A 12,645-nucleotide genomic window follows, 5' to 3' on the forward strand; every position below is an offset into this window, starting at 1 on the left:
CCTTCACCATCACCCTCGACGATGGCAACGGCGGCACCGTGGATCGCACGGTTTCGGTGACCATCACCGGCACCAACGATGCACCGGTCGTGGCGGCGACGGACGTCACCGGCGCGGTCACCGAGCAGGTCACCCCGCTCGGCAACCTCACCGACACCGGCACCATTGCCTTCACCGACGTCGACCTCACCGACGCCCACAGCATCAGCCCAACGATCACGGCCTCGGCCGGCGCGCTCGGCGCCCTCACCGCCAGCGTCACCTCCGACACCACCGGCTCCGGCCTGGGTGGCGTGATCACCTGGAACTACAGCGTCGCCGATAGCGACGTGGAGTACCTCGCCAAGGACCAGACCAAGGTCGAGACCTTCACCATCACCCTCGACGATGGCAACGGCGGCACCGTGGATCGCACGGTTTCGGTGACCATCACCGGCACCAACTTTTTGCACACGGTCTCCCGCAACTGTCTGATCTTACTTATCTATCTGCCCCATCCATCATGGGCGCTATGGCTACCCTTAACCTTTGATAATCTTGCATGTTTCGTAACTTCAACAGGTTGGATCGCGTCGTACGGGCTCTATCACGCGCCATGATAGGCCCAAGCCGCAAATCGGCGGATGACTGGCCGGCGCCACGGCGTGGGGCGTCGAATACCTCAATCGCAGGGTAGCGTATAGGTCGACCTGGCCGGAATTGCCAACGCGTCGTCTGCTTTCGATGCCTGGGCGGAGGACGGAACCCTCCAGCTTCGTATGACGGTGTCTGCGCCAACGATGTGGCTAGGAACTGGGAAGGCCAGCCCTCGACAGCATCTCAAGGAACCGGGAATGATGATGATCCTTTACATAGCGCGGCACAAAGCCAGGGCAGACATTGCTCAGATTGAGATGCGGAAGTTGTGACAGGCAATGGTGGATGGCCCGGGACGCTTCTTCGTTGTTTCCGGTGGCCGACGCGGTCGCGGCCCAATAAAGGGCGCCGCGAACGAAGCCAGGCTTTGTCCTGACCACTTTGCGGGCGGCTTCGAGCGCCCGCTGGTTGTCTCCGCCAGCGAAGAGCGCCACAACCAGGCCGTGGTGGCGCCAGAAGTCAATGACATCGTGCGTTCCGAGCCGGATTGCTTCGTTGGCCTCACGCACCGCTTCGTCGACCTGTCCGCGCAACGCAAAGAGCATCGAAATATCGCCGTGGCCAGTCGGGTAGCTTGGGTTGAGGCTGATCGCGTGGCGGCATTCGGCGATCGCCTCGTCGATGCGACCGCAACTTTCGAGAGCGAACGACAGAATACATCGGGCAATTTCATCGTCCGGTACCGCCCGCACTGCGGCTTCCGCAAGCTCGACCGCACGCTCGATCACCCCACGCTCCCGAGGCAGCGCACCAAACGCCACGCCCATGGATATTACGATTGAGAGCGTCCGCTTTGCACGGGCGTTGTCGGGACCTATCGAAAAGGCCTTCTCGGCGAGCTCTATCCCGACCAAAAGTGAGTCCCGAGTCATCTCAAAATATTTCATGAGGGCTTCGTTCACCAGCCTGCGCACTTCAGGGATCCCTGGCGGGCTTTTGTCTCGAACCTTCCAGTTGGTCAGTTGAAGTTCGAGGATCACGGCAAGAACAACAGACTGTGCGATCCTGTCCTGGAATTCGAGCGCGTTCTCGGAGTGGCCGTCGAACTTCTGGGCCCAGACATGGTGGCCGCCGGCGGCATCGACGAGCTGGACATTCACCCTCAACCCATTGCCGGATCTCTGGACGCTGCCGCTGAGCATATATCGCGCCCGGAGTATCCCTGGTGTCTTGGCTTCTTCGCCTGGGCCGCTCTTCTCGGACGGAAGCGCGGCGAGCACGACATAGTCGGCCACTCCGGAGAGGGCTGTCGTGATGTCCTGGACAAGGCCCTTGGCGAAAAAGTCGTCGCCTTGCTTTCCGGTCAGATTAACGAAGTCGGCAACGCTGATGGACGGACGCCCAAGGCGCTGGCTGGACGGAACACCATTTGTCGACTGCACATTTGAAGCGTCGTCGGCGGCAAGCAACAGAGATTGCCAAAGCGCCCGCGTTTCAGGGCCGGCTTCGACGCCGAACTCCTTCTTCAGCATGCTTCTGCAGGCTTCGTATGTCCTGATTGCCCTGTCGCGTTGGCCACATGCGAGCAGCAATTCCATCTTGAGCCGATAGGATTCTTCCCGTGTCGGTTCCATGGTCAGAATACGATCGGCCAGGATCAGCCCGGCATCGGGGTCGACGAGACGGGCCAGTTTTTCGAAGGACTCAAGCGCGCGGCCGAGCAGCCTGTCGCGTTCCGATGTGATCCAGTCATCGAACGCATTGCTTCCCAGATAAAGCCCGTCGAGGAAGGGCCCGGTGTAGTTCGCCAAGGCCTTCGCCAGCTCCTGGGCGGAACGGGCCGAGAGACCCGTTTCGAACTTCTCCACGTCGACTTGAACCAGCTCTGGCCTCAGGGCGATCAACTCACCGCTGGAATGGATGAGATCCACCCCCTCTCGCGCCAGATCCTGGCGCAGGACACTGAGGGCCTGCCGAAGGCTGTTGCGCGAATGTTCAGCGTCGCTGTCGCCCCATAGGAGGTCAGCCAGCCTCTCCCGCGTCGCCGCCATGCCCGGACACCGGGCCAGATAGGCGATGATTGCCGGCCCTCGTTTCCCGGTCAGCCGAAGCGGGCCGGCCGTTTCATTTTCAATCCGGAAACCGCCGAAGAGTGAGATTCTATTTGCAGCGCCGCTGTCCTCACTTTGCATTTGCTATCCCAGCCTGACGAAATCCTAACTCAAAACTAACGCTTCGCAACAGTCGGCCTTCGCGCTCAAGCGCTGCCGTAACGGCAGGCTGTTTAGGCTTTGCTAAATTAAGGCGACCAAGTCAACGAAAGGCTTGGTTCGAGGGGGGCGCGTGTCCAGGACAAGAGCCAATTTGCTGCTGCTGTTTGCAGCCGCTTTGTGGGGCTTCGGCAATGTCTCGCAAAAGATGGTGCTTGTGCATCTCGACGCGCTGAGTGCTGTGGGTCTGCGATGCCTGATCGGCGGGCTGCTTGTGCTGCCCTTTGTCTTCATGGAGAAGCGGCTTCCGCTCGGGCCGGACTATTTTTCCAGCTTGGCCAAGGTGGGCGCGCTGTTTGCCATCTCCATCACGCTCCAGCAGCTTTGCTATCTCGGGGCCTCCGTCACCAATGCGAGCTTCCTGGTAAGCACGGCAACGGTAATGACACCGCTGGCCGCCTGGTTTCTCGTAGGCGAACGTCCGACAGCGAGTCTTACAATCGCCGCCGGATTGACCCTTGTTGGAGCCCTGCTGTTGTCGGATGGGATAGCCGGGTTCAGCAGTGGCGATCTTACCGCTGTCCTCTCGGCTGCCTGCTATGCGCTCTGGGCAGTCGAGCTGGGCCGGCACATGCAGGTGCATGCGCGGCCGTTCACCGCTGCCGCGACACAGTTCTTCGGCGCCGCAGCCTTCGCCCTGCCGCTCGGTGCAATGCAAGGCAATCTGTCGCTGGCCGCCGCATTCGCAGCCGGCCCGGAACTGGCCATCCTCGGCGTGTTCTCCACTGCGATTGCCTTCGGCATACAGACGGTTGCCCTCCGCTTTACGCCGGCCAGCCACGCCGCCGTGATCGTCAGCGCAGAAAGCGTTTTCGGGGCGCTGGGCGCGGCAATCTTTCTCGGCGAGCGGAGCTCGTCCGCGAGCGTCTTGGGTGCCGGCATCATCCTGGGTGCGATCCTGTCCGTTGCAATGTCGAACCGAGCGCTGCAGGCACGCACGTCCTTGCGAACCGCTTCGGTTCAACCCTTCGACGCGGCCCCTGCCTTTGCAACTGCGTCCGCAAATCGGGCGGGCGATCGTCATCCCAACAATTCAGGTCCAGTGGAGGAATGTGATGGCCCTTGCCGGTGATGCGAAACGTATTCCAGACCCGGCCGGACTTGTCGCGGGGGCGCAGTGATGGATGCGCGGACAATCCTTCTTCCGGTCGCACATTTGGTATCGGCGCTTCGCGCCCGCATGAAAGGACCGGGTGGCTACTACAACAGCGGCAATGCGCTCGGCCTCATTGTCGGTCTGGCGATCCAGATTGCCACCGCGCCGGTCGGCCTGCATGAAGGAAGCAGCGTCACCATGGCGGTGATCGAATATTTCGCTGGCAGCCATGGCACTGTTGCGCTGACCTTGACCACCCTGGTCTTCTTCTGGGGCGGCGAGGCCTATCACCGGGCCTGGGCAAGGCCGGATGCTCCCGATCCCGCCCTCAACCGTCTGGGCGACTTCCTGTCGGGCCTGGGTGCGATCGGGCTCGGCATTGCCCTGTTGCTGCTCGGCGATCCATTGCTTGCGGCGACCTCCGGCCTGCTGCATGCGCTGGGCAAATTCGGCAGCACCTTTCACAGGCCCGGCACGCCAATTTCGATCTGGCCGGCCGCTTGGCCCGATCCGTTCCGCAGTGCGGTGCTCGCCAGCCGGTTGCCGGCAATGCTGGCGACGACAGTGGCCCTCGCCCGCGGTTTGCCTGAGGTCTGGTGGAGCGGCTCCTTCGCGGCCCTCGCCATGCCACTGACCTTGCTCGGCTGTTATCTCTTGTGGACCAAGGCCGATCTGCTGCTCTTCGGCGTGGGCACCAAGGCCACCCGCCAGATTTCCACATGTTGAACCCGCTTTTTGAAACGACCGGATGTCGAGATGGAGAATGACATGTTTGGCAGTGTGTATCATCAGGACGCCGGCCCCCCACCCTTTCGCGAACGGGTGCGGATGACAGGCTGGGGCAGTCTCCTGACGCCGGCCGGTTCAATCTCGAGAATGACAGGAATACTTGCAGCTTCGCTGTTTTGGGGGGTCTCTGCCCATGCCGCGAACGTTGACGTCGCCATCGTGTTCGCGGTCGACTTTTCGTCATCCATCGATCCGAAGATCGCCGATATGCAACGCGAGGGACATGCCGCGGCACTCACCTCGCCAGAGATCATCGCCGCCATCAGCCGGAATTATGTTGGTTGCATCGGCGTTGCCTATTTTGAGTGGTCGAGCCCCGGACACGCGCGCGTCGTGCTGCCGTGGACAAGCATCTGCGGACTGGAAGATGCCGAAGCGGCGGCTGCGGTGATCAGCAGGAAAGGCGATACCGGCTTCATCCGCAGAGGGCGTGGCGGAACATCCGTCTCCTCGGCTATCGACATCGGCAGTCTCCTGCTCGACCAGTTCCCGGGAAAGGCCGCAAAGAAAGTCATCGATATCTCCTCCAATGGCGAGAACAACGACGGGCTTCCCGTCCAGCCGAGCAGGTCGAACGCCATAGCCAAGGGATATACGATCAATGCCATCGCCATCCCGACGGAGGATGAGAATCCCGACCAACCTCTGGCATCCTATTTTGCCAAATCGGTCATTGGCGGTTCCCAGGCCTTCGTCATGACGCCGAAGGGGCCAGACGACTACACCATGGCGCTTCGCCGCAAGCTCGTGACTGAAGTAAGCATGAACGACGACCGTCCGCTGTGAAAGTGCGCCATGTAGGACGAACTTTCGAGGCCCCATCCCGGAGCGCATTGCACAACGAGATCCCCGCGCCGCTGCAGCGCGAGACCTTGTAGGACCGTCAGGACAACAGCCTATCGCCGCAATGCGTGCACGCTTGCCTTGCCTTCGCCGCCTACCGGCAAAGCCATGTCATCGTCGAGAAGGCGCGTGATGCGGGCAAAGCCGGTGAACGCTTTCCTTGCTTCCTCGGCCGACATCTGGCCCGACAAGGCGGCCGAGCAACAGTTCAGCGCGCACTGATAAACCGGACCGCGCCGTCCCGTTGGCCATTTCCGCAAGAACATCATGGCTTCGGCAACACTATCGATTTCTTCCGCAGGGTGTCCTTGCCCGCGCGAAATCCGCACGGGCGAAAAGAAATGCAATTGATCCATCGTTTCCTCCCGGTCGACCGCAATGCGCTCGATCGAACCCCACCAAACGCACCAACAGCCGGTTGGTTCCAGCCAAAAAATGGAATTTTTTGAGAAATCTGTCAGGCGAAGGCGATCACCTGTGCGGTGGTGAGTGTCGCCTACATCGTCGGAAAGTGGCAGGCGACTTTGCGACCGGGTCGGTATTCCCGCAACTGCGGCCGCTCCGAACGGCAGCGCTCCGCCGCGATCGGGCATCGGGGATGGAAACGGCAGCCGGTTGGAGGGTTCAGAGGGCTCGGTACGTCGCCGGTGAGGATGATGCGCTTGCGCGTCCCGCTGGGCGTCGTCTCCACGATAGGAACCGCCGAGATCAGCGCCTGGCTATAGGGATGGGCCGGTGCTGCAAACACTTCTTCCGCCGGCCCTTCTTCGACGATCGAGCCGAGATACATGACCGCTATGCGGGTTGAAACCTGACGTACCACCGACAGGTCGTGGGCGATGAAGATGTAAGTGAGATTGAGCTTCTCCTGCAGATCGGCAAGCAGGTTGACGATTTGCGCCTGCACCGACACGTCGAGCGCGGAGACGGGTTCGTCCAGGACCACGAGGTCCGGGTTCAATGCAATAGCCCGCGCGATGCCGACGCGCTGGCGTTGCCCGCCGGAAAATTCGTGCGGAAACCGCATGACGTGATCCGGCAGCAGGCCGACAAGGTCGAACAGTTCCGCCACGCGTCTGGTGATCTCGCTCGACGAGAGCCTGCCATGGATGCGCAGCGGCTCGGCCACCAGGTCGCCGACGCGCCGGCGCGGATTGAGCGATGCCGACGGATCCTGGAAAACCATTTGCAAGCGGCGCCGGAGCGGCCTGAGTTCGGACAGCGACTTCGAGGTGATATCGTTGCCTTCGAACAAAAGCTCGCCGTCCGATATGTCGTAGAGCCTCACCAGGCAGCGCGCCAGCGTGGACTTGCCGCATCCGGATTCGCCGACCAGGCCGACCGTCTCGCCGCGCCACACGGTCAGGGAAACATTGTCGACCGCATGAACGGTTCGCTTGCCTTCGGCGGAAAAACGGCTGCCGATCGAAAAGCGCTTGCCCAGCGAACGCGTCTCGATAATGGGGCGATTCTTGTCGGTCATCGATCCGCTCATGCCTGTGCCACCCTGAAGCACGCCGCGGCATGAGTGCCGCTCCCGAGGTCGGGTTTGCCGGCCTCGCAGGGCTCATAGTGAACCGGGCACCGCGGACCGAACGCACAGCCCTGCGGCAATCGCAGCAATGACGGCGGCGAACCGGGAATGGCCGGCAGGCGGCGTGGTTTTTCGCCGGTCAGCGGCGGGATCGAACCGAGCAGCGCGCGCGTATAGGGGTGTCGCGGATCGGAAAACAGCTCCGCGCGACTGCCGCGCTCCACCACGCGGCCGGCATACATGACCATGACCCGGTCGGCGAGTTCGGAGACCACGCCCATGTCATGCGTGATGAAGACCACCGCCGACTTGTGCGTCGCGCGCAGCTTGCGCACCAGATCGAGAATGCCGGCCTGTACGGTGACGTCGAGCGCTGTGGTCGGTTCGTCAGCCACCAGCAACGCCGGATTGCAGGACAAAGCCATTGCGATCACCGCCCGTTGACGCATGCCGCCGGACAGTTGGTGCGGGTAGCGCGACATCGCCTCGTGCGGGTTCGGAAAATTCACCTCGGCCAGCAATTCCTCCACGCGCTCCATCGCCTTGGACTTGCTGATGTTGCGATGCGCGCGGATCTGTTCGGCGATCTGCCAGCCGATCGTGTAGACAGGTGTCAACGCGGTCATCGGATCCTGGAAGATCATCGCGATCTCGTTGCCGCGCAGCCGCCTCAGTTCGCGCGCGGGCAGTCCCACCAGTTCGCGGCCCTTGTAACGGATCGAGCCTTCGATGGTGGCGTTGGGATCGGTGATCAAACCCATGACGGCCAGCAGCGACACGGTCTTGCCGGAACCGGACTCACCGACGACGCCGAGGATCTCGCTCTCCTCGAGGTCGAAGGAAACGCCATCGATGGCCCGCACCAGGCCATCATTTGTGCGGAAGGATACTTTGAGGTCGCGCACCGACAGTATCATGATGTCCTCAGGCGCGGATCGAGAAGGATGTAGACGAAATCGACCACCGCATTGGCAACAACCACGAACATCGAAGCGTACATCACCGTTGCCATGATCATCGGCAGATCGAGATTCTGCAGCGCGTCATAAGTGAGCTTGCCGATGCCGTGCAGCCCGAACACCACCTCCGTCAGCAGGGCCGAGCCTCCGACCAGCGCACCGAAATCCAGGCCGAACAAGGTGACGAAGGCGATGAGCGACGTGCGCAAGGCATGGCGCAGCAGGATGCGGGTCTCCGACAGGCCCTTGGCCCGGGCCGTACGGATATAGTCCTCCTGCAGGGATTCGATGATCGCCGCGCGCAGCACGCGCCCATAAATGCCGATGTAGAGAATGGACAGCGTGATCCACGGAATGACCAGGGTCAGGAACCAGCCCTTTGGATCGTCGGAGAAGTTCTTGTAGCCGAGCGGCGGCACCCAGGAGAACGCCCAGCTGTCGTGGTAGCGGCTCTGGGTGATCAGGTTCATCACCTCGCCCAGCCAGTACACCGGCATCGAAATACCGAGCAGCCCTAGCGCCATCAGCAGCTTATCCAGCCAGCTGCCGCGCGTGGCGGCGGCGGCGATGCCGATGATGATGGAGACGACCACCCACAGGATCGCCGCTCCGAACACCAGCGAGAGCGTGACCGGGATCGAATCCATGACCGCCGGCACCACCTTCCAGCCACGATTGACGAAGGAGGTCAGATCGCCGGTGACGAAGATCTTCTCCATCATCGTCACATATTGCACGTAGAGCGGCCGGTCGAAGCCGAAGCTGTGGCGTACCGCCTCCAGCACTTCGGGCGATGCATTGCGGCCGGCGATGCGCGCCGCCGGATCGGAGCCCGGCGTTGCGAAGAAAATCAGGAAGACGATGACCGAGATGCCGAACATCACGAACAGCATCTGGCCGAACCGGCGCAGGATTGCGTAGATCATCAGTCGCGCCCCAGCCGAACCTTGGAGCGCGGGTCGAGCGCGTCGCGCAGACCGTCGCCGAAGACATTGAGCGCCATGACGGAAACCGCGATCGCCAGGCCCGGCACCAGCGCCACCAGTGGCCTGGTGTAGAGCAGCGCCTGTCCGTCCTGGATAATGGTGCCCCAGCTCGCGGCCGGCGGCTGCACGCCGATCGAAAGGAAGGAAAGGGCCGATTCCGTCAGCATGTTCAGCGCCATCATCAGCGGCACGAAGACGATGAGCGTGGTGGTGACGTTGGGCAGGATGTCGCGCCACAGGATGCGCCATCCCGGTACGCCCAGATTGATCGCGGCGAGCACGAATTCGCTTTTGCGCAGTGCCAGAACCTGCCCGCGTATCGGACGAGCCACATAGGGCACGTAGACGATACCGATGATGATGACAGGCAGCCACAGACTGCCGGACTCGATCTGGATCGGTCCTATCGTGATGCCATGCGCGATGGTGACGATGGAGAGCGAAATCGCCAGCAGATAAATGGGGAACGCCCACAGTATGTCGAGGAAGCGCGACAGCACCGTGTCGGTGACGCCGCCGAAATAGCCGGCGATCAATCCCGCCGCCGTGCCCAGGATCAGGGTGAAGATGGTGGCTGCTCCGGAGATCAGCAACGAGCTCAGCCCGCCATAGAGCATCCTGGCCATGACATCGCGCCCCTGGCTGTCGGCGCCGAGGAAGTAATTGCCCAGCCGCCAGGTCGGGCCGAGCGGTGTGTAGCCAAGCCCGAGCCCCTCAGTCGACTGTTCCATCACCGGAACGTCGACGCCGTCGATCTGGATGACGGCGTCGAGCGTCGAGGCGAAGGGGTCCACGCCGGCCCATTTCGCATAAAGAGGCGCACTGAGGCAGGCAAGGACGATGAGGAGGAACACGGCCAGCGACGCCATGGCAGCCCTGTCCCTTGCCAGCTTCGCAAACGCGACGGCCCAGGGCCCTCGCGTCTTGCGCGGCGCGGCGACAGCTACGTTCGACACGGACGTGCCCCTCCGCGGTTCGTTACTGCACCCAGGCCATTACTGTACCCAGGATTGGGTGATCATCCAGTTGAACTGCCGGTTGAACTTGAAATTGCCAAGACGTTTGCTGACGAAGTCAAGCCGCTTCGGCGTGAAGAGGCCGACCGCAGGTGCCTTGTCGGTGACTTGCCTGTCGATTTCAGCCCACATTTTATCGGCGGCTTTCTGATCGGTGACGCCGAGGTCCAATGCCTTTTGCATCTTGGCGTCGATTTCCTTGTCGCAGAAGCCGGCGATGTTGATCGAGGCGTCCGAACCTTCGCGGAAAGAGGCGCAGCTGAACAGGATGTTCAGGAAGTCCGAAGCCGCCGGATAGTCCTTGTACCACTGGGTGACGGACATCTGCACCTTGTTGTTGGTGTTCTGGATGTAGGTGAACTGGATGTTCGACGAGATCGGCTTGACGTCGGCGACATAGCCGATGCTGGTCAGCACGCTCTGCAGATAGACGCCGATGGAGCGCGAAATGGCGGTGTCCTCGACGATGATCGTCACCTTCTGGCCCTTGGTGCCGGAGTCCTCGACGAGCTGCTTTGCCTTGTCGAGGTCGGGGGCCGACCATTTGGCGCCCGGATTCTTGGTGAAGGGGCAATAGTCTTCATGGCCGGGGAAGTCCGGAGGCAGGACCTGGCAGACCGGCGAAGCCAGCACCTTGCCGCCGAACAGCTTGACCAGCGTGTTGCGATCGATCGCATAGGCAACGGCCTGGCGGGCTTTTTCGTTGTCGAAGGGTGCGAGACGGTTGTTCAGCGGCGCGTACCACCAAGCCGAAAGCGGCGAGATGTGCAGCTGGTCCATGGACTTGCTACCCAGTTCGCCCAGGCGGTCGCTCGGCAGAGCGTCGAACATCCAGTCCGCTTCGCCGTTCTGGATCGCGGTGACGGCTGCCTCTTCGGACAGGCCGAAATCATATTGGACGACATCCGGATAGCCGTCCGGCTGGGCTTCTTCGCTCCACTGCTTGAAATTGGGGTTGCGGGAAACCATCATGCCCTTGTTCGGGTCGAAGGCGGAGATCATGTACGCGCCGGTGCTGGGAATGGGCTTGGAACCCATGTCTTCAGCGGGCGTGTCCGCCGGCAGGACCACGGCATGCGGCAAGGCAAGCTTGTAGAGCAGCTCGGCATCCGGCTTGGTGATGTTGATGGTGATGGTGCCGGCCGCTTCGTCGCCGACAACGCCGCCTTCCAGCGTGCAGCCCTTGGTGTCGGCCAGGCATTTGTCGGCCCCGACGATGCCGGCATAGAACGTGCCGGAGGTGGGTCCGGAAACCTTGAATATGCGCTGGAAAGAAGCGACGACGTCCTTTACGCCAAGATCCTGGCCGCTGGAGAACTTGATGCCCTTGCGCAGCTTGAAGGTGAAGGTCTTGCCGTCATTGCTGACCTGCGGCAGGGCCTCGGCCAGATCGGGGACGATGGTGAAACCGTCCATGCCCTCGGCCTTGCGGAAGGCCACCAGGCCGTCATAGATCGGCTGGTACATCTGCCAGCCCTGGTCCGTGTAATTGATGTGCGGATCGAGCGTTCCCGCCGCGGAGCGGGCCAGCAGGCGGATGGTGCCGCCTCGGTGCTCCTTGAGATATTCGGCCTGTGCCGGGGCCAGCCATGTACCGGCCAGCAATGCCGCGGCTGTTGCCGCCAGAAGCAGTTTCTTCATGTCTTGATTCCCCTTTTTTCAGTTATCGTTGTGGTCCAGGAAGTCTCCCACCACCCGCATGCACGCATCTTGCTCTTCGACATGCGGCATGTGGCTGGAATGCTCGAATATCTCCCAGCGAGACCCCTTGATGCCGTCCTTATAGGGCTGCACGGTCGCGGGCGTGGCCTCGTCGTGACGTCCGGAGATGATCAGTGTGGGAACATCGATGGCCGGCAGGCGCTCGACGATGCTCCAGTTCCTCAGCGTTCCGATGACATGGAACTCGTTTGGCCCATTCATCAGATTATAGACGGTCGGATTGCGCACGACCTGGGCGAAACTTTCCGTGACTTCGGGCGGGAAAGGCACGACCCGGCAGACATGCCGCTCGTAGAACACCATCGTCGCAGCCTGGTAAGCCGCATCGTCCGTCGTGCCGGCCTGTTCGTGTCGGGTCAGGGTCTCCTGCACATCCGCGGTCAGATCCGCACGCAGCCGGTTGGCCTCTTCGACCCACAGTTTCATGGAAGCCGGTGAGTTGGCTATGGTCAGCGATTTCAGGCCTTGCGGCCGCGTCACGGCATATTCCGCGCCCAGCATGCCGCCCCAGCTCTGGCCGAGCACGTGGAAGCCTGTCCGAATGCCGAGGTGGTCGACGAGGTTTTCAAGCTCGTCGATGAACAGCCGGGGTGTCCAGAAATCGGCGCCTTTCTCAGGCAGCAAGGTGGAATTGCCGCAGCCCAACTGGTCGTAGTGGATGACGGCGCGATCTCTTCGCGCAAGAAGCTTGTAGGCATCGACATAATTGTGAGCGACGCCCGGGCCGCCATGCAGGATCACCACAGGCGCCTTGTCGCCGCTGAGTTCGCCACTGACCCGATACCAGGTCTCGTAGGCGCCGAAAGCGGCTCGTCCTTCCATGCCGATGATCTCAGATGACATCCCAATTCCCA

12 protein-coding genes are annotated in these 12,645 nt (G+C 61.9%); 4 read left to right on the top strand and 8 right to left on the bottom strand.

Annotated features, from left to right (window positions below):
* Positions 1 to 599, top strand: a 599-nt coding sequence (locus LB559_RS00005) for a VCBS domain-containing protein (RefSeq protein ID WP_224672812.1), incomplete at its 5' end; no start/stop codon positions are given.
* Positions 600 to 785: 186 nt separating this feature from the next.
* On the opposite strand, the gene LB559_RS00010 is transcribed toward LB559_RS00005, so the two are convergent.
* On the bottom strand, positions 786 to 2,768 hold the full coding sequence (locus LB559_RS00010) for a BTAD domain-containing putative transcriptional regulator (protein WP_224672813.1): 1,983 nt from the start codon (positions 2,766 to 2,768) through the stop codon (positions 786 to 788).
* Positions 2,769 to 2,919: 151 nt separating this feature from the next.
* On the opposite strand from LB559_RS00010, the gene LB559_RS00015 reads away from it, so the two are divergent.
* From LB559_RS00015 to LB559_RS00025, 3 genes are all read left to right on the top strand, one after another.
* Positions 2,920 to 3,918 carry a DMT family transporter gene (locus LB559_RS00015; protein WP_024503320.1) on the top strand — a complete coding sequence of 333 codons (999 nt, stop codon included), beginning with the start codon at positions 2,920 to 2,922 and terminating at the stop codon, positions 3,916 to 3,918.
* 108 nt (positions 3,919 to 4,026) lie between these two features.
* Entirely contained in the window at positions 4,027 to 4,668 is a 642-nt protein-coding gene (locus tag LB559_RS00020) for a hypothetical protein (protein WP_224672814.1), read from the top strand.
* 150 nt (positions 4,669 to 4,818) lie between these two features.
* The gene (locus LB559_RS00025) at positions 4,819 to 5,517 is read left to right on the top strand and encodes a DUF1194 domain-containing protein (RefSeq protein WP_224672815.1); all 699 of its coding nucleotides are present in this window, start codon (positions 4,819 to 4,821) and stop codon (positions 5,515 to 5,517) included.
* Between the two features lie 110 nt (positions 5,518 to 5,627).
* Here LB559_RS00025 and LB559_RS00030 read toward each other — a convergent pair whose 3' ends face one another.
* The 7 genes from LB559_RS00030 to LB559_RS00060 are packed head-to-tail and all read right to left on the bottom strand — an operon-like array spanning position 5,628 to position 12,634.
* Entirely contained in the window at positions 5,628 to 6,167 is a 540-nt protein-coding gene (locus LB559_RS00030; protein ID WP_224619186.1) for a DUF982 domain-containing protein, read from the bottom strand.
* Complete coding sequence (locus LB559_RS00035; RefSeq protein WP_013531723.1) at positions 6,071 to 7,057, bottom strand: ABC transporter ATP-binding protein; 987 nt, start codon at positions 7,055 to 7,057, stop codon at positions 6,071 to 6,073. The genes LB559_RS00030 and LB559_RS00035 overlap by 97 nt, the downstream gene beginning before the upstream one ends.
* Before the next feature lie 8 nt (positions 7,058 to 7,065).
* Positions 7,066 to 8,025 (bottom strand): ABC transporter ATP-binding protein, encoded by a 960-nt coding sequence (locus LB559_RS00040; RefSeq protein ID WP_024503324.1) that lies wholly within the window; start codon positions 8,023 to 8,025, stop codon positions 7,066 to 7,068.
* A complete protein-coding gene (locus LB559_RS00045; protein WP_013531725.1) occupies positions 8,022 to 8,993 on the bottom strand; it encodes an ABC transporter permease in 972 nt (323 codons plus the stop codon). The genes LB559_RS00040 and LB559_RS00045 overlap by 4 nt, the downstream gene beginning before the upstream one ends.
* Complete coding sequence (locus LB559_RS00050) at positions 8,993 to 10,009, bottom strand: ABC transporter permease (RefSeq protein ID WP_013531726.1); 1,017 nt, start codon at positions 10,007 to 10,009, stop codon at positions 8,993 to 8,995. Before LB559_RS00050 ends, LB559_RS00045 begins: the two co-directional genes overlap by 1 nt.
* A gap of 39 nt (positions 10,010 to 10,048) precedes the next feature.
* Positions 10,049 to 11,710: an ABC transporter substrate-binding protein gene (locus LB559_RS00055; RefSeq protein ID WP_224672816.1), complete on the bottom strand. Its 1,662-nt coding sequence runs from the start codon at positions 11,708 to 11,710 to the stop codon at positions 10,049 to 10,051.
* Positions 11,711 to 11,728: 18 nt separating this feature from the next.
* Entirely contained in the window at positions 11,729 to 12,634 is a 906-nt protein-coding gene (locus LB559_RS00060) for a proline iminopeptidase-family hydrolase (protein WP_224672817.1), read from the bottom strand.
* Positions 12,635 to 12,645 lie beyond the last annotated feature (11 nt).

The organism is Mesorhizobium sp. BR1-1-3 (assembly GCF_020165455.1).
Taxonomy (GTDB): domain Bacteria; phylum Pseudomonadota; class Alphaproteobacteria; order Rhizobiales; family Rhizobiaceae; genus Mesorhizobium; species Mesorhizobium ciceri.